Annotated in this window: 17 protein-coding genes; 10 read left to right on the top strand and 7 right to left on the bottom strand. The window is 69.5% G+C overall.

Going from position 1 to position 15,544, the window contains the following annotated elements; genetic code table 11:
• The first annotated feature begins 3 nt into the window (after window positions 1–3).
• The 4 genes from ACTWPW_RS48365 to ACTWPW_RS48350 all read left to right on the top strand — a co-directional run bounded on the left by ACTWPW_RS48365 (window position 4) and on the right by ACTWPW_RS48350 (window position 4,436).
• Complete coding sequence (locus ACTWPW_RS48365) at window positions 4–2,109, top strand: (Fe-S)-binding protein (protein WP_443172764.1); 2,106 nt, start codon at window positions 4–6, stop codon at window positions 2,107–2,109.
• A 148-nt stretch (window positions 2,110–2,257) separates the two neighbouring features.
• Window positions 2,258–3,061, top strand: coding sequence for a hypothetical protein (locus ACTWPW_RS48360; protein ID WP_364114263.1), 804 nt, complete (start codon window positions 2,258–2,260; stop codon window positions 3,059–3,061).
• Window positions 3,058–4,125 (top strand): glycosyltransferase, encoded by a 1,068-nt coding sequence (locus ACTWPW_RS48355; protein ID WP_443172763.1) that lies wholly within the window; start codon window positions 3,058–3,060, stop codon window positions 4,123–4,125. The genes ACTWPW_RS48360 and ACTWPW_RS48355 overlap by 4 nt, the downstream gene beginning before the upstream one ends.
• Before the next feature lie 29 nt (window positions 4,126–4,154).
• Window positions 4,155–4,436, top strand: coding sequence for a metal-sensitive transcriptional regulator (locus tag ACTWPW_RS48350; RefSeq protein ID WP_364114259.1), 282 nt, complete (start codon window positions 4,155–4,157; stop codon window positions 4,434–4,436).
• A gap of 134 nt (window positions 4,437–4,570) precedes the next feature.
• Here the strand turns inward: ACTWPW_RS48350 and ACTWPW_RS48345 are convergent, their stop codons facing one another.
• Together ACTWPW_RS48345 and ACTWPW_RS48340 are read right to left on the bottom strand one after the other, a co-directional pair.
• The gene (locus tag ACTWPW_RS48345) at window positions 4,571–4,732 is read right to left on the bottom strand and encodes a hypothetical protein (protein ID WP_020540796.1); all 162 of its coding nucleotides are present in this window, start codon (window positions 4,730–4,732) and stop codon (window positions 4,571–4,573) included.
• Window positions 4,733–4,946: 214 nt separating this feature from the next.
• Window positions 4,947–6,275 carry a hypothetical protein gene (locus ACTWPW_RS48340; protein ID WP_443172762.1) on the bottom strand — a complete coding sequence of 443 codons (1,329 nt, stop codon included), beginning with the start codon at window positions 6,273–6,275 and terminating at the stop codon, window positions 4,947–4,949.
• A 74-nt stretch (window positions 6,276–6,349) separates the two neighbouring features.
• On the opposite strand from ACTWPW_RS48340, the gene ACTWPW_RS48335 reads away from it, so the two are divergent.
• On the top strand, window positions 6,350–7,231 hold the full coding sequence (locus ACTWPW_RS48335; RefSeq protein WP_375110703.1) for a hypothetical protein: 882 nt from the start codon (window positions 6,350–6,352) through the stop codon (window positions 7,229–7,231).
• Here the strand turns inward: ACTWPW_RS48335 and ACTWPW_RS48330 are convergent.
• Window positions 7,203–7,724 carry a gamma carbonic anhydrase family protein gene (locus tag ACTWPW_RS48330; protein ID WP_364114253.1) on the bottom strand — a complete coding sequence of 174 codons (522 nt, stop codon included), beginning with the start codon at window positions 7,722–7,724 and terminating at the stop codon, window positions 7,203–7,205. The two genes, ACTWPW_RS48335 and ACTWPW_RS48330, sit on opposite strands and share 29 nt — an antisense overlap.
• Before the next feature lie 150 nt (window positions 7,725–7,874).
• On the opposite strand from ACTWPW_RS48330, the gene ACTWPW_RS48325 reads away from it, so the two are divergent.
• Complete coding sequence (locus ACTWPW_RS48325; protein WP_375110704.1) at window positions 7,875–8,912, top strand: hypothetical protein; 1,038 nt, start codon at window positions 7,875–7,877, stop codon at window positions 8,910–8,912.
• A gap of 37 nt (window positions 8,913–8,949) precedes the next feature.
• Here the strand turns inward: ACTWPW_RS48325 and ACTWPW_RS48320 are convergent, their stop codons facing one another.
• The 4 genes from ACTWPW_RS48320 to ACTWPW_RS48305 all read right to left on the bottom strand — a co-directional run bounded on the left by ACTWPW_RS48320 (window position 8,950) and on the right by ACTWPW_RS48305 (window position 12,263).
• Window positions 8,950–9,516 (bottom strand): hypothetical protein, encoded by a 567-nt coding sequence (locus ACTWPW_RS48320; protein ID WP_375110705.1) that lies wholly within the window; start codon window positions 9,514–9,516, stop codon window positions 8,950–8,952.
• A 538-nt stretch (window positions 9,517–10,054) separates the two neighbouring features.
• Entirely contained in the window at window positions 10,055–10,807 is a 753-nt protein-coding gene (locus ACTWPW_RS48315; RefSeq protein WP_364114247.1) for a GntR family transcriptional regulator, read from the bottom strand.
• Window positions 10,808–10,959: 152 nt separating this feature from the next.
• Complete coding sequence (locus ACTWPW_RS48310) at window positions 10,960–11,502, bottom strand: VanZ family protein (RefSeq protein WP_443172761.1); 543 nt, start codon at window positions 11,500–11,502, stop codon at window positions 10,960–10,962.
• Between the two features lie 56 nt (window positions 11,503–11,558).
• Window positions 11,559–12,263: a dienelactone hydrolase family protein gene (locus tag ACTWPW_RS48305; protein ID WP_375110707.1), complete on the bottom strand. Its 705-nt coding sequence runs from the start codon at window positions 12,261–12,263 to the stop codon at window positions 11,559–11,561.
• Window positions 12,264–12,403: 140 nt separating this feature from the next.
• Here ACTWPW_RS48305 and ACTWPW_RS48300 point away from each other — a divergent pair, with 140 nt between their 5' ends.
• The 4 genes from ACTWPW_RS48300 to ACTWPW_RS48285 are packed head-to-tail and all read left to right on the top strand — an operon-like array spanning window position 12,404 to window position 15,537.
• Window positions 12,404–13,813 (top strand): aldehyde dehydrogenase family protein, encoded by a 1,410-nt coding sequence (locus ACTWPW_RS48300; RefSeq protein ID WP_364114241.1) that lies wholly within the window; start codon window positions 12,404–12,406, stop codon window positions 13,811–13,813.
• Window positions 13,806–14,603, top strand: coding sequence for a 2-keto-4-pentenoate hydratase (locus ACTWPW_RS48295; protein ID WP_364114239.1), 798 nt, complete (start codon window positions 13,806–13,808; stop codon window positions 14,601–14,603). The genes ACTWPW_RS48300 and ACTWPW_RS48295 overlap by 8 nt, the downstream gene beginning before the upstream one ends.
• Window positions 14,600–15,025, top strand: a complete 426-nt coding sequence (locus ACTWPW_RS48290; RefSeq protein WP_375110708.1) for a RidA family protein — start codon at window positions 14,600–14,602, stop codon at window positions 15,023–15,025. The genes ACTWPW_RS48295 and ACTWPW_RS48290 overlap by 4 nt, the downstream gene beginning before the upstream one ends.
• A complete protein-coding gene (locus tag ACTWPW_RS48285) occupies window positions 15,022–15,537 on the top strand; it encodes a 3-hydroxyanthranilate 3,4-dioxygenase (RefSeq protein WP_375110709.1) in 516 nt (171 codons plus the stop codon). The genes ACTWPW_RS48290 and ACTWPW_RS48285 overlap by 4 nt, the downstream gene beginning before the upstream one ends.
• The last annotated feature ends 7 nt before the right edge of the window (window positions 15,538–15,544 follow it).

The raw sequence follows: 15,544 nt of genomic DNA, 5'->3' as shown, positions 1-15,544 counted from the left end.
CCCGTGCTCTGGGTAGCCATCATCGGGCTCGTCATGACCGTCCTGGCGGTGGCAATGGCCGGCCGCAGGGCGCTGTTCCTGTACAGGCTCGCGACCGTGGGACCGCCCGCGCCCGAGCGCATCGAATATGCCAGGACACATGTGGGCGACGAGCTCAAGGCTCAGCTCGTCGAGGTGTTCGGGCAGAAGAAGCTGCTCAAGTGGACGCCGTCGGGCACCGCCCACTTCTTCGTCATGTGGGCGTTCTTCATCCTGCTGACCGTCTACGTGGAGGCGTACGGCGCGATCATCCAGGGGGCGATCACCGGCAGGCCCGACTTCCACATCCCGCTCATCGGGACCTGGGGCGTGCTCGGCTTCCTGCAGGACTTCATCGCCGTCGCGTGTCTGCTCGGCCTGGTCGCCTTCGCGATCATCCGGATCAAGAACTCGCCCAAGACGCTCGGCCGCGACTCCCGCTTCTCCGGCTCGCACCTGGGCGGCGCGTGGCTCGTCCTGTTCATGATCTTCAACATCATCTGGACGCTCTTCCTCGCCCGCGGCGCGGCCGCCGCCAACGGCAACTTCCCCTACTCCTCGGGCGCCTTCGTGTCGCTCGCGCTCGGTGACGTGCTGCCGCAGAGCGGGCTGCTGGAGGAGATCGCGCTGCTCCTGCACATCGGCTTCATGCTGGTGTTCCTGGTCATCGTGGTGAACTCCAAGCACCTGCACATCTTCACCGCCCCGCTCAACGTGCTCTTCTCGCGCCGCCCCGACGGCCTGGGCGGCGCGCCGGAGATGCGCGTGGACGGCAAGCCGGTCGACTTCGAGGACGAGGACCTCGACCCGGAGCGGCTCGGGCGCGGCAAGATCGGCGACACCACGTGGAAGGGCTTCCTCGACTTCTACTCCTGTACGGAGTGCGGCCGTTGCCAGTCGCAGTGCCCGGCGTGGAACACCGACAAGCCGCTGTCGCCGAAGATGCTCATCCTCGACCAGCGTGACCACGCCTTCAAGGTGGCGCCGTACCTGATGGCGGCCGCGGGCGGTGTCGAGCACAAGGACACCGACGTGCTGGCGCTGCTGGAGAAGCCGCTGGTCGGCGAGGACGGCGTGATCCACCCCGACGTGCTGTGGTCCTGCACCAACTGCGGCGCCTGCGTCGAGCAGTGCCCGGTGGACATCGAGCACATCGACCACATCCTCGACATGCGCCGCTACCAGGTGATGGTGGAGTCGTCGTTCCCGTCCGAGGCGGGGGTGATGGTGAAGAACCTGGAGAACAAGGGCAACCCGTGGGGCATGTCCGAGATGAAGCGGGCCGACTGGATCGAGGAGCTCGACTTCGAGGTCGAGGTCGTCGAGGAGAAGATGCCCGAGGACGCCGAATACCTGTTCTGGGTGGGCTGCGCGGGCGCGCTGGAGGACCGGGCCAAGAAGACCACCAAGGCCGTCGCGGAGCTGCTGCACATCGCGGGCGTGAAGTTCGCGGTGCTCGGCCCGATGGAGGCGTGCACCGGTGACCCGGCCCGGCGGCTGGGCATGGAATACCTGTTCAACATGCTCGCCCAGCAGAACATCGAGACGCTCAACGACGCGGGCGTGAAGAAGATCGTGGCCACCTGCCCCCACTGCTTCAACACCCTCGCCAACGAATATCCGCAGCTCGGCGGCACGTACGAGGTCGTGCACCACACCCAGCTGCTGTCCAAGCTGGTCGACGAGGGCCTGCTCACCCCGGTCACGCCGATCGAGGAGAAGATCACCTACCACGACCCGTGCTTCCTCGGCCGCCACAACAAGGTCTACTCCCAGCCCCGCGACATCATGTCGAAGGTGCCCGGCGTGCAGACCCAGGAGATGCACCGCCACAAGGACCGCGGCTTCTGCTGCGGCGCCGGCGGCGCGCGCATGTGGATGGAGGAGCGCATCGGCAAGCGCATCAACACCGAGCGCGTGGACGAGGCGCTGACCACGAATCCCGACACCGTCTCCACCGCCTGCCCGTTCTGCATGGTGATGCTCGGTGACGCGATCAACGAGAAGAAGAACAACGGCGAGGCCAAGGAGTCGCTCGAAGTCGTGGACGTGGCCCAGCTGTTGATCAAGTCGGTCAAGGGAGCTTCCTGACCACGAGATGTCGGACTCCTCCACACCTGGTGTGGAGGAGTTTCGCCTGTCAACGGGTGTGTCTACGCGAAATCCGGCATCCACATAACGGGAAAATCACGGTAACCTCAACGTCGCATGGCTCTATTCGACGGGGAGGGGGCTCGTGATGGGCGTCGTCGTCACGGACGCCGAGGTCACCCTGGCCGACGTGCTCTCCCTGCGACTAGCCATCGACGAACCACTGGAAGACGGCACCGAACTCGTTCTCAGGCATCGCACCACGGGGGTGGAACGCGACGTGCTGCTCGGCAGTCCAGGCGCGCGGGCGCGTGAGGCCACGCTGGCGGTCTCGCTGGCGCCGCTGGAGCTCAGCACCGGGCGCTGGGACGCCTATCTGCGCAATGACGGCAAGCGCAGCAGGCTGCGCAGCGTGGATCCGGGCTTCTCGCTCGACCACCTCGACGCGTACGCGCTGTGCAAACGGTCCCTCGCCTACCGTTCCTACCGCACCCGCAACGGGTTCCTGGCGCTGAAGATCTCCGACGCCGAGCCGGTGGCCGAGGTGCGCTCCATCTGGTTCAGGGAGGGCCGCTTCGAGGTGATGGGCCTGCTGGCCTTCACCGGGCTCGAGGACGACGACTCCCGCCACGAGGCCGTCCTGACGCTCGACCGGCGGCAGACCAGCGCCCACCTGTCGGCCACGGCCACGGTGCAGGGCGTGCGCTTCCACGCCGCCGTCTCCCTCGTGGACGTGCTGGCCGCCGACCCCGACGGCGCGGCGAGCTCCGGCACCTGGGAGCCCGCGCTGGAGGTCGACGGGGTGCCCACGCCGCTGCGGCTGGGCGCGCGGCTCGACGACGTCGACGGCAAGCGGCGCCGCCTGCACTACCCGTCGGCCAGGGTGGACGGCGTGCTCATCAAGCCCTGCTACACCGCGGACGACGAGCTGCGGATCGAGGTCGGCGGATGAAGGTCAGCCTGGTCCTCGCCTCGGCGTACGCCATGCGGGGCGACGTCCGCGCCACGCTGAACCTCGCCACCGCACTCGCCGAGCGGCACGACGTCGAGGTGATCAGCATCAGGCGGCAGAAGGAGAAGCCGTTCTTCCCCGTCGGCCCGCAGGTGACCATGCGCAGCGTGGTCGACGCCAGGCCGGGGGTCAGGCACCTGCTGCCGCGCGGCCAGGTGCGTACTGAGGTGGCGCTGTGGCGGGTGCTGCGCAACCTCAGGTCCGACGTCCTGATCACGACCCGGCCCGGGATCGGCGTCCAGGCCGCCCGGCACGCGCCGCGCGAGACCATCAAGATCGCCCGGGAGTGGGGCCGACCGGCCGTGCCGGGTCCCGTGCAACGCTTCTACCCGCGCCTGAGCGCCGTCGTGACGGCCACGGAGTCGGCCCAGGAGGAGTGGACCAAGCTCCTCGGCGACGGGCCCGTCGTGCACAGCGTGCTGGACGCGCTCCCGAGCGGCCCGTGGCCGCGCTCGCGGATGGACAACCGGATCGTGGCCGCCGGCGGGCGGTGGGTGCCGATGAAGGCTTACGACCGGCTGATCCGGGCGTTCGCGATCGTGGCGGACAAGCGGCCGGACTGGCGGCTGCGGCTCTACGGCGGCGGGCCCGAGGAGCGCCGGTTGCGCGCGCTGGTGCGCGACCTCAACCTGCACAACCACGTCTACTTCATGGGCACCACGCCGGATCTGGCGGGCGAGTTCGCCAAGGCGTCGATCGTGGCCAACACCTCGCACAGTGAAGACCTGGGCATGACCGTGCTGGAGGCCATGGGGTGCGGGGTGCCCGTGGTGGCCTTCGAGGGGGCCAGGGGGCCCAGGGAGTTCGTGGCGACGGGCTACAACGGCGTGCTGGTGCCCGAGGTGGACAGCGATCCGCAGCTGTTCGCGGCGGCGCTGCTGGCGCTGATCGACGACGAGCGCAGGCGGCGCTCGCTCGCGGCGGGGGCGCGGGACACGGCGGTGCGCCACTCGGCCGACGAGGTGGCCGAGCAGTGGGAGAAGCTCATCGCCGATCTCCGCTAGCGGATACCTGTTACGGGTACCGTAGAACCATGCATGGGTACAGCGGGGACAAGCAGGCCTATCTGACGCGCCTGCGGCGGATCGAGGGGCAGATCAGGGGCCTGCAGCGCATGGTCGACGACGATGCCTACTGCATCGACGTGCTCACCCAGGTCTCCGCGGCGACGCGGGCGCTGCAGGCGGTGGCGCTGGGGCTGCTCGAGGAGCACATCTCCCACTGCGTGACCGACGCGATCAACACCGGCGGGCCCGAGGCCGAGGCGAAGGTGAAGGAGGCCTCGGCGGCGATCGCCCGCCTCGTGCGCTCGTAGGAGTGGCCGTCTCGTCCGTAAGTCGGAGGACCGGGCGGCGGATTGACTAGTTATGAGAAACCCCGGAAACCAGCCTTCCCGACCCCTTTGGAGCCGGGAACTAGGTCCCCGGGGCTAGTAATCGTGTTGGTCCTTCAGCGGCTCGCCGAAGTCCGCAATCCGAGCGCGTCGTCGAGTTCGTCCAAGGTCAGCCGCCGCTCGCTGACAGCCACGGCCGTGAGCACCTCGGCGTAGAGCGCAATCTCGTCCAACGCGACACGGTCGTGGACCCGAGAGTCCAGGTCGTCGTGCCCCACCGCGTCGTCCTTCCTTCCGCAGCCCACACCCTCTACGAGGTTACGGCTGAGGCCCTTCCGGCGACATGGCCCATCGGAGTCATTCCTTTCCGCGCCGCGGGGCCCCCAGGAGGATCATTTCCCGAATCCGAGATCACAATTCAGCGAATTTGCTGTTATCAGAAGTGTTAGAACGATATAGGGGGAGTAAGGGTGAAATAACGGTATTAGTGGTTTAGGCGTGACCGGTGTGGTGATCGTCGCGTTCGTGGACGATCTTACGGACGAGTGCCGCCTGCCCCGCCAGCCCCCGCTCCGGCACCTTGGCCCCCGTCAGCCGGCCCCACGCGAGCCCCATGGCGTACGCGGCCCCGAGCACCGCCGCCCCGCTCGCCCGGTCCGGCGGCGCCACCTCCAGCACCGGGGCCGGCGCGACCGAGACCCCGCCCGTACGGACCGGGAAGCCCTCCGGCTGCGTCGACTCGGCGGCGGACGTGCCGGTGCGCCCCGCGCGCCGCAACTCCTCGTACGCCAGCCGCAGCCGGTGGTCCAGCCGCCCCGGCAGCGTCCCCCTGGAGTCGGACAGGTCGGCCAGGAACGCGGCCGCGGCCTCCCGCGGGTCCGGCATGAAGGACAGCGCCTCCACGAGGTCGTAGAGGGCGTGGGAGAAGTGCGCCTCCGGGTCGTTCTCCACGAGCAGGGCCCGGCACAGCCGCGCCGGGCAGCGCCCCAGCCACGCCCGGCGCACCGGCTCGGCGGCGTCGTGCGCGTCGTCGAGCCCCGGCCGGCGCAGCACGGGCTCCACCATCGTGAGCAGGGCCAGCGCCCGCGGCCTGAAGCGGGTGTCCAGCAGCAGGATCTGGGCCGTGTCCGCCATCACGGCGGCCAGCCTGAGCGCCTCCCGCGAGCGCCCGGCCCGCAGCCGCTCGACCACGAGCGTGACGAGGTCGAGGAGCGGCGGGGCGGGCAGCCAGCGCACCCACTCGTCGCCGGGCAGCGGGCGGCGTAGGTATTCGCCGAACACGGTGATCAGCCGCTCGTTGCCGTCGAAGGCCGGCGCGTACGCGCACCACATGATCGTGCCCCAGACGGCCGCCACGGTGCTCGGCACGTCGGAGGCGAAGATCTCGTCGAACGCCGTCAGCGGGTAGTCCAGCTCCGACTTGCGCCCGCCGGCGCGTACCAGCACGCGGACCTGCTCGGTGAGGCTCTCGGGCACGTCGGGGCCGACGAACGACTGGACGGAGCCGGGCTCGGCGTGGAAGTCGTGGCCGGCCGGCACCACGTCGTCCGGCAGGGCCGCCGCCGGGTGCCCCACCTGGCGGACCCGCGTGCCCCTCGGCGGCGGGGCCAGGTGCCAGCGGCCGTCGGCGGGGTCGAGCAGGTGCCAGCGGGCGTGGGCCCCGAAGATCCATCGGTCGCCGGCTGGGGTCACAAGAATTCTGGCAGCGAGCACGTGGGCGCGGTCGGGCACGGAAAGGCCCTGCCAGCGCGGGTCCGCGACCATCGCGCGGACCTCCGCCTCTGTGGCGGTGAACGCGTCCCAGGGTGGCACGGCGGTCATCGTACTGGGAGTACTCGGATCATCCATCGGCATTTCACGGCAGAATGTCCGCTATGAGGGCGAAGGTAGCAGGGATGTTGGCAGTCGTAAGCGTGCTCTCCGGTTGCGGTACGTCCACGTCGGCGCGGCCGACGCCCACCGGTCCCGGCATACTCACGCTACAGAACGCCACGCCCCCGGCGCCCGGTGGGGAGGTCGGCGCGGCCTCCACGGAGTTCGACAAGGCCGCCGACCTGACGATGTGGACCAAGCTCAGCGAGACCGAGAAGGACATCGACCGGATCGCCAAGTACGACGTGAACAAGACCGTGAAGGGCTCGCTGTACCTGGAGCCCAAGACCTCGGCCTGGTTCGACGGCTTCCGGGGCCCCTTCGTCTACCAGGAGCTCGCCGGGGACATCGTCATGCACGCCCGGATCAAGGTCGAGGGCAAGAAGGGCGGCCAGCCCAAGCGGAAGTTCTCGCTCGGGGGGCTGATGGCCCGCCAGCCCAACTCGTACGCCAAGCCCAACTGGGTGTCGGTCACCACCGGCACCGGCGAGAAGAGCGGCCAGGTCGAGGTGAAGTACACCCAGGACGGCAGCTCCAAACCGCAGGAGCTGGCCGTCAAGAGCGGGTGGGTGGAGCTCTCGCTGGCCAGGGTGGGCCGGGTCTTCGTCGCGCTGTACAAGGAGGACGGCGGGAAGTGGAAGGTGGGCCGGCGCTGGCCGTCGACCCTGCCTGACGTGCTCCAGTGGGGGATCACGGCCTACACCGACTGGGACAGCTACAGCCTGCTCAAGAAGGACGCGGCCAAGGCCAACGCCACGCAGGTCAAGGGCACGCCCGACCTCGAGGTCACGGTCGACTTCGTCCGCTTCCTGAGGCCGGAGCTGCCGGAATATGCCGACCCGCTCAACAGCGCGTCGGTGTCGGACGAGGTCCTGATCAAAGCGATGACGCCTGCCGGTGCCTGAGCGCCTTGGCCATGTAGTTGTCCGGCGTACGCGCGAAAGAGTCGCGGTCGTCGTCGGTGAGCTCACGCACGATCTTGCCCGGCACGCCCGCGACCAGCACGCCCGCGGGGATCTTCTTGCCGGGGCCCACCAGCGCTCCGGCGGCCACCAGCGTGCCCGCCCCCACGTGGGCGCCCCCCAGCACGATCGCGCCGATGCCGATCAGCGCGCCGGACTCCACGTGGGCGCCGTGGACCATCGCCTTGTGGCCCAGGCTGACGCGGTCTTCCAGGATCGCGGGCTCGCCGGGGTCGGAGTGCAGGCAGCACAGGTCCTGGACGTTGCACTCCGCGCCGATCTCGATCCGCTCGTCGTCCCCACGGAGAACGGAGCCGTACCAGATGCTGGACGCCCGGCCCACGCGTACGTTGCCGACCACGACGGCGCTGGGGGCTATGTACGCCTCAGGGTGTATGTCTGGGACTGCTCCGTTGTCCAACGCTGCTATGTACATTCGACACATCGTAATTCCAGGTCGGGGTATGGCGTTCGGGTTGCGGACGTGGGCAGATGGCAGGAAAGTCGTTTCCTGACGTCTCGTCGCCAGACCCTCACAACCCGCAGTTTTCCCCCGCCTCACGCAAACCACCCTTAGGTAACCCCCATGACACACCAGCACGAGAGCATTCCCGATCTGATGCAAGAGGACACCTTCGAAGTCGTGATGCGCGGCTACAACCGCCGCCAGGTCCACGACTACATGATCCGTACCCGTAACCAGATACGGGATCTGGAGGAGAGGCTGGCACGGGCGATCGACCAGGCGGAACAGGGCCGCATCGAGCTGGCCGAGGCCAGGCGGCGCATGGTCGAGACCCCTCAGAGCTACGAGGACCTCAGCCCCAGACTCGCGCAGATCCTCCGGCTCGGAGAGGAGGAGGCCGCGTCCAAGCGCGAGGACGCCGAGGCCGAGGCCGCCAGCGTGCGCGACGCGGCCAAGTCGGAGGCCGACCGGCTCGTCACGAGCTCCCGCGAGACCGCCGACAAGATCCTCACCTCCGCGCAGGCGGAGGCCGAGCGGCGGGTGAGCGAGGCCACGCAGGCCGCCGAGCGGATGCTGGCCCAGGCGGGCAGCGACGCGGAGGAGCAGCTCACCGCCGCCCGCACGGAGGCCGAGGAGACGCTGAGGGAGGCGCGGTCCGAAGCCGAGCAGCTGCTCTCCTCGGCCCGGTCCGAGTCTGAGCAGTCACTGCAGTCCGCCCACGCCCAGGCCGAGCAGTTGGTGCAGTCCGCCACCGCGCAGGCCGAGCAGCTGGTGCAGTCCGCGACCGCGCAGGCCGAGCAGCTCACGACGGGAGCGCGCGGGGAGGCCGACTCGATGCTGGCCGCCGCGCGGCAGCGTACCGCCGCGCTGGACGAGCAGGCGGGGCGGCGGGTCGAATACCTGTCCAACACGCACACCGAGGTCGTGCGGCGGCTGACGGAGATCAGCTCGGTGCTCGGTGACCTCATGCGCAGCGAGTCGAACGCCGGGCCGCTGGTCCCCGAGGCCGCGACGCCGCCGGCGCCGCAGAACCCGCAGGACGACGTGCGGGTGATCGTCGAGGAGGACGAGCCCGAGGAGCAGCAGCAGCCCAAGGAAGAGGGCATCTCGGACGACACGGACGTGCACATCGTCCGGCTGTCGGAGGCGAAGAAGTAACCAGGCCGCCTCGCCCCTGTCCCCGTGGGGACAGGGGTCAGGGCCTGGCCGCCAGGTAGGCCGCACCCCGTGGTGAGACGCGGTAGCCGGTCTCCAGGCTGATCGTCAGGCCGAGCTCCTTCAGCTTGCGCACGTTGAGCTTGAACCGGGCGACGTCCTGGCCCACCTCCGGCGCCAGGTCCCCGGCCCGCACCCCGGGCCGTGCGGCGATGAGCCGCAGCGTGGGGAGCGCCCAGGGGCCCATCCGGTCCAGCCGCGCGGTGAGTGCCGCCACCTCCTCCTGGGCCAGTGTGGAGCTCGCGGCCAGCACGTCGCGCGGGTCGGGCTCGCGCACCAGGCGCAGCGCCAGGCGGTGGACGGGGTCGGAGCCCCGCGCCGCGAGGTCCGCGAGGAGGGCGGCGCGGTCCGGATAGCCCGCCGCCCTGGCCTCCTCCTCCGTCACGTCCTCGGCGGAGGTCACCGCCACCGAGGTGACCTCCGCCATCAGCCCGTGACCCATGCGGTAGCGCCCGCCGGCCGTGACCTGGGGACGTTTCCATCGCCTGAAGGCCAGGGTGATCGAACCATCCTGGATGCCCTCGCGCAGGCGCCGCTCGAACAGCATGCCGACGACTCTACGGGGGTGGGGAGCGGAAGCCCCCGCCCCCGATAGGGTCGGAGGCTTCCGCGTTCGTGGCCCCTCCTGTTTGGGGGCCCGGTACCGGGGCCGCCGAGACGCTGGACCCGGCACCGGGCTGCTTGTGTACGCCGGTCGCGGAACGCTCCACGACCTGCGTCAAGGAGGTGCGGGGCCGGCCCGCCACGTGGTCTGCTCGCCGGCCCGCCTCTCCTGGTCCCGGAGCTGGTCGCGCAGGCCGTCCGGGTCGTCCGCGTCGATGGTCATCGCACATCCGGCATCGCGCTGCGCCGCGCTGAGCGGATGGTGTCTCGTGGCCCACCAGCGGCCCGCATCGCTCCGCCAGATGGTCCACTGGGGGTATTCCCGGGCGATTTCGGCAAGGTGCCGATCAAAGGACATCGCTGTCCACCTTTCCCGGGCCCCCAGGCGAGGTTTCCATCTCCTTAGAAGATGCGGCACCTCTCTAGAGAATTCAATGATCGTGACGGACAGGTCAACCTATCGCTTGACAGATCGGCTTGAATCACGCGTCGAAGTCGTACTGGAGTACGTACGCCGCCGAGTCCAGCACCATCTCGTTGAGCTCGATCGGCAACCCGCCCGACGTGTACGCCGTCCGCGAGATCACGATGACGGGGGTGCCGCCCGGTAGGTCGAGCAGCCCGCTCTCGCGCGGCCCCGGCATCCGGGCCCGAACCTCCTCGGTGAAGTGGGCGGGCGGGACGCCCAGGTCGCTCAGCCTGGCATAGACGCCGCCCGGGCCGGTGTCCGCGAGGGTGATCGCGCTGCCCTCGACCAGATGGGCGGGGAAGTAGGACGTGGCCAGTTGCACGGGTCTGGTGTCCACCGAGTAGCGGCGCCGCCGTACCCATACCTCGCCGCTCTCCAGGACGCCCGCCACCTCCTCCGTGGCTCGCTCCAACGCCACCTCCACCCGGTCCACGGTGAAAGGCCGGCCACGCGTGTCCGCGTCCCAGATGGCCCGCCCCTGGCCCCACTGCTCTCGTGACAGACGGCGCGAGCCGTGCCTGCGTATGGGTTTGAACAGCCGCACGTAAACCCCCGAACCTCGTCTGGGCACCGCCAGCCCTTCGTTGATCAGTACGGCAAGCGCCTGCCTGGCGGTGGCTCGTGCGATTGCGTAGTCGGCCATGAGCGCGTTCTCGCCCGGTAGTCGGTCCCCGTCGCGCAGTTCGCCGGACAGAATCCGGGCGCGGAGACCGTCGGCGATGCGTCGATAGATAGGGGGCTCGTGGGGTACCGGGGATTCAGACAACTTTGATCACCCTCTGTCACCAACCAGGTTGTGGCGTCTCCAGAGAACTTGCCCCGTCTTGTCCACGATCGCACAGAAGCAAGCGATGGTCGCGGGCTGATTTTGAGCGGATCGTGCCCGTGTGGTGAATTCCGCGATGTTTTAGCGGACCGTTACCGTGGAACGGTCCCGGCCGGTATTCGATCGGCCCACCAGCGGCGAGTAACCAAAGCGAAGATCGCAGCGCCTGCCGTGTTGAGGATGACGTCGTCCACGGACGAGAAACGACCCAGGCGCAGCACATACTGGAGCACCTCGACCAGGACCGAAAATGCCGCCGCGATGGCCGCAACGCGGGCGATCGAGGACATGGCGCGGCTGCGTACGGGAAGCAGGGCGCCCAGCGCCGCGAAGACCAGCAGGTTGCCTCCGACCTGCACCGACACCGCCTCCCACGGGGCCTCGGCGAGGTCCGCGAGGTCGGCGAGCGGGACCAGGCCGACCCCTGCCGGGCCGTCCGACGGCGTGAGGATCATCCATATCCATGGAGCGGTCCCGACCGCGATGCCGACGTCGGCGATCGAGGTGCGCAGGGCAGCCGGATGGCGGGCGCGGGCGCGGTGGCGGGAGAGGAGCAAGATTGCTAGCAAGGCCAGGGGGAGCGCAAACGTACCAGCAATAATGACGTTTCCCCACAATTCCCACGTCCGCGCCATCCGACCATGATGGCGATTGATCTAGGGGTACCGGAAGATGTCCATCTGGACAGGTCTCATCGGGCGGGAAGATGCTCCTCAAGGAAGGCCAGTGCCACCCGCCAGGCACGCTCCGCGGCCTCCGGGTGGTGGAACATCGGCGACTCGCTGTTGTGGAAGGCGTGCCCGGCCTCTTCCTCGACGTGCATGACCACGTTCGGCCTGGACTCGGCGGCCTTCTCGACGACCGCAACCCGCTCGCGCGGGATGTAGGGGTCGCTGCCGCCGAACACCAGCAGCAGCGGCGCCTCGATGCGCTCCATCAGGCCGGTCGCGTCGGGGACGGCCGAGCCGTAGAAGGACAGGACCGCGGCCATCTCGACCTGGGTGGCCAGCATGTAGCCGATCGAGCCGCCCAGGCAGAAGCCGAGCGCGCCGACGCCGCCGCTCACCTCGGGCCGCGCGTCCAGATGGGCGACCGTGAGCGCGCAGTCGGCCACGCCCTGCGCGAGATCGAAGCCCGCGCTCAGCTCGATCGCGGCCTGTGTGCCCTCGGGCGTGTGCTCGCCCTGCCAGTGTGGCCGCAGGCGCCAGAACAGGTCCGGCGCGGCCACCACGTAACCGCGGGAGGCCAGGTCAAGGGCGACCTTCTCGATGTACGGGCCCACTCCGTAGATCTCCTGCACCAGGAGGAGCCCGGGGCCGGTGCCGGAGTCGGGAAGCCACACGCGGACGTCGAAGGAGCCGTCGTGGGCGGCGATTCGATCTGTACGGGTCTGCATGTCCACCAGCATCGCGCATGGCGCGCGCCGCGTTCCGGCGAGACGATGCGATCGGGGGTTCCGTGTCCCGGAACACCCTGTTGTCCAGGGAGCGCACGGCGATCTATACCGGGGAGTGAGGGAGAGATGAGGAGACTGTTGTGCTGACCCATTTCATCGGTGGCCAGCCGGTGGCCGCGGGCAAGGCGTTTCCCGTCCACGACCCTGTGACGGGCGCGGTGGTCAGACAGGTCCACGAGGCCGATCCCGAGGTGGCCGACCGGGCGGTGCGCGCGGCCAGGGAGGCGGCGCGCGACTGGGCGGGGATGCCCGTCGGCGAGCGCGCCGGGTGGATGCGGCGCCTGGCCGAGGGCATCGAGGCCCGGTTCGACGACCTGGTGGCGGCGGAGATCGCCGACACGGGCAAGCCGCTCGACCAGACGCGCACGCTCGACATCCCGCGCGGCATCGCGAACTTCCGCGCCTTCGCCGAGATCGCCGCCCAGCGTCCCGACGACGCCTTCCACCTGTCCGGGACGCTCAGCTACACCGTACGCAGGCCGCACGGCGTGGTCGCGGTGATCGTCCCGTGGAACCTGCCGTTCCTGCTCATGACCTGGAAGCTCGCGCCCGCCCTCGTCGCGGGCAACACCGTGGTGGTCAAGCCGTCGGAGCAGACGCCCGGCTCGGCCGCCGTGTTCGCCGAGATCTGCTCCGAGACGGGGCTTCCGCCCGGCGTGGTCAACATCATCTTCGGGCACGGGCCGGCCGGCCAGCTGCTCGTCGAGCACCCGGGCGTGGACGCCGTGACGTTCACCGGGTCCACCGCCACCGGCACGGCGATCATGAAGACGGCGGCCGACCGGGTCAAGCCGATCTCGTTCGAGCTGGGCGGCAAGAACGCCGGGCTGGTCTTCGAGGACTGCGACCTCGACCGGGCGGTCGAGGGCACCATGAAGTCGGTCTTCACCAACGGCGGCCAGGTCTGCCTGTGCACCGAGCGGATGTACGTCCACCGCTCGATCTTCGAGGACTTCTGCGCCCGGCTGGCCGTTCGCGCCCAGGAGGTGGAGCCCCAGCCGATGATCTCGTCGGAACATCGCGACAAGGTGCTCTCCTACTACGCCTTGGCCCGCTCGGAGGGAGCCAAGGTGCTCACGGGGGGCAGCGTCCCTGTATTCGGCGATCATCGCGATTCCGGGTATTTCGTGGAACCGACGGTGGTGACAGGCTTGTCGGAGTGGTCCAGGTTCAACAGGGAGGAGATCTTCGGTCCCGTGTGCCACGTCGCCCCCTTCGACAGCGAGGCCGAGGCGATCGACCTGGCCAACGGCAGCGACTACGGCCTGGCCGCCACGTTGTGGACCACCAACCTCGACCGCGCGCACCGCGTGGCCCAGCGCCTGGAGGCCGGGCTCGTCTGGGTCAACACCTGGTATCTGCGCGATCTGCGGACCCCGTTCGGCGGGGTGAAGCTCTCGGGCATCGGCCGGGAGGGCGGCACCCGGTCACTCGACTTCTACTCCGAACCCACCACGATCACCATCAAACTGGAGCAGCCCGATGCATGACGAATGGTCCCAGGCAGTGGACGCGCGCGCCCAGGCCGCCGACCGGCTGGCGGAGGCGGCGCGCTCGGGCAAGCCCTGCGCACCGATCAGGGACCTGGTCAGCACGGCGGCCGACGGGTACGCCGTACAGGAGATCAACACGAGGCGGGCGCTCGGCGCGGGGCGGCGGCTGGTCGGCAGGAAGATCGGCCTCACGAACCCGGTGGTGCAGCAGCAGCTCGGCGTCGACCAGCCGGACTTCGGCATGCTCTTCGCGGACATGTGCCACGGCGACGGGCTGCCGATCCCGGTGGAGCGGTTCCTGCAGCCGCGGGCCGAGGCGGAGGTCGCGCTGGTGCTCGGCAGGGACCTGGAGGGCGGGCCGTTCACGGTGGCCGACGTGATCAGGGCGGTGGAGTTCGCGCTGCCCGCCATCGAGATCGCCGACTCCCGGATCGCCGGCTGGGACATCACGGCGGCCGACACGATCGCGGACAACGCCTCGGGCGGCGCGTTCGTGCTGGGCTGCACGCCCGTGCCGCTGGCGGGGCTCGACCTGCGCGCGGCCGGGATGACGATGAGCCGCGGCGGGCAGGAGGTCTCGACCGGCGCCGGCGAGAGGTGCCAGGGCAACCCGCTCAACGCCGCCGTCTGGCTGGCCTCCCGGCTCGGCCGCACCGACTTCGCGCTGCGGGCCGGGGACGTGGTGCTGACCGGTGCGCTGGGGCCGGTGGTGCCCGTGGGTCCCGAGGACGTGTTCGAGGCGCGGATCGAGGGACTCGGCTCCGTGCGGGCGGTGTTCGGGAAGTGAGGCCCAAGGCCATCCGGGTGCCGGGCAAGGCCACCCCCCGAGGGCGGTTCCCGCACGTCAAACGGGCCGGCGACTTCCTGTACGTCTCAGGCACCAGCTGCCGGCGGCCCGACGACACGTTCGTGGGCGTGGAGGTGGACAAGTACGGGGCGACGAACCTGGACATCCGCGCCCAGACCAGAGCGGTCATCGAGAACGTCGGCGACATCCTCAAGGCGGCGGGCGGCTCGCTCGCCGACCTCGTGCAGATCACCACCTACCTGGTGAACATGAACGACTTCAGGGGATACAACGAGGTCTACGCCGAGTTCTTCGACGAGGAGGGGCCGACCAGGACCACGGTCGCGGTGCACCAGTTGCCGCACCCCCATCTCCTCATCGAGATGCAAGCCGTCGCCTACCATCCGCAGGAGCGATCATGATTGCGCCCATTGACTTCACCAGGTGGATCGACGAGCACGCCCACCTGCTCAAGCCGCCGGTCGGCAACAAGGTGGTCTTCGAGAAGGCGAACGACTTCATCGTGATGGTGGTCGGCGGGCCGAACTCCAGGACCGACTTCCACGTGGACCCGTACGAGGAGCTGTTCTACCAGGTGCGCGGCAACATGCACGTCAACGTCGTCACCGAGGACGGCCCCGGGACCGTGCACATCCGCGAGGGCCAGATGTGGCTGCTGCCGCCGCGCGTGCCGCACTCCCCGCAGCGGCCCGAGGCCGGGTCGGTGGGGCTGGTGGTGGAGCGCATCCGGCCGGAGGGCGAGCTGGAGAAGTTCCAGTGGTACTGCATGGAGTGCGGGGGCCTCGTGCACGAGGTCGAGCTGCAGGTCCGCGACATCGTCAAGGACCTGCCGCCGGTCTTCGAGGCGTTCTACGGCGACGAGAAGGCCCGCACCTGCGGTCAATGCGGCGCGCTGCACCCTGGCAAGGGCTAGATGGTCC

The sequence above is a fragment of the Nonomuraea sp. KM90 genome (assembly GCF_052246675.1).
Lineage (GTDB): Bacteria > Actinomycetota > Actinomycetes > Streptosporangiales > Streptosporangiaceae > Nonomuraea.
This window is presented reverse-complemented; position numbering and strand designations above follow the sequence as displayed.

Excerpts from the sequence above, each read along its gene's own strand:
- ACTWPW_RS48360 (WP_364114263.1), top strand. The coding sequence starts at position 2,258 with ATGGGCGTCGTCGTCACGGACGCCGAGGTCACCCTGGCCGACGTGCTC.
- ACTWPW_RS48355 (WP_443172763.1), top strand. The coding sequence starts at position 3,058 with ATGAAGGTCAGCCTGGTCCTCGCCTCGGCGTACGCCATGCGGGGCGAC.
- ACTWPW_RS48350 (WP_364114259.1), top strand. The coding sequence starts at position 4,155 with ATGCATGGGTACAGCGGGGACAAGCAGGCCTATCTGACGCGCCTGCGG.
- ACTWPW_RS48340 (WP_443172762.1), bottom strand. The coding sequence starts at position 6,275 with ATGACCGCCGTGCCACCCTGGGACGCGTTCACCGCCACAGAGGCGGAG.
- ACTWPW_RS48335 (WP_375110703.1), top strand. The coding sequence starts at position 6,350 with ATGTTGGCAGTCGTAAGCGTGCTCTCCGGTTGCGGTACGTCCACGTCG.
- ACTWPW_RS48330 (WP_364114253.1), bottom strand. The coding sequence starts at position 7,724 with ATGTACATAGCAGCGTTGGACAACGGAGCAGTCCCAGACATACACCCT.
- ACTWPW_RS48325 (WP_375110704.1), top strand. The coding sequence starts at position 7,875 with ATGACACACCAGCACGAGAGCATTCCCGATCTGATGCAAGAGGACACC.
- ACTWPW_RS48320 (WP_375110705.1), bottom strand. The coding sequence starts at position 9,516 with ATGCTGTTCGAGCGGCGCCTGCGCGAGGGCATCCAGGATGGTTCGATC.
- ACTWPW_RS48310 (WP_443172761.1), bottom strand. The coding sequence starts at position 11,502 with ATGGCGCGGACGTGGGAATTGTGGGGAAACGTCATTATTGCTGGTACG.
- ACTWPW_RS48305 (WP_375110707.1), bottom strand. The coding sequence starts at position 12,263 with ATGCAGACCCGTACAGATCGAATCGCCGCCCACGACGGCTCCTTCGAC.
- ACTWPW_RS48295 (WP_364114239.1), top strand. The coding sequence starts at position 13,806 with ATGCATGACGAATGGTCCCAGGCAGTGGACGCGCGCGCCCAGGCCGCC.
- ACTWPW_RS48285 (WP_375110709.1), top strand. The coding sequence starts at position 15,022 with ATGATTGCGCCCATTGACTTCACCAGGTGGATCGACGAGCACGCCCAC.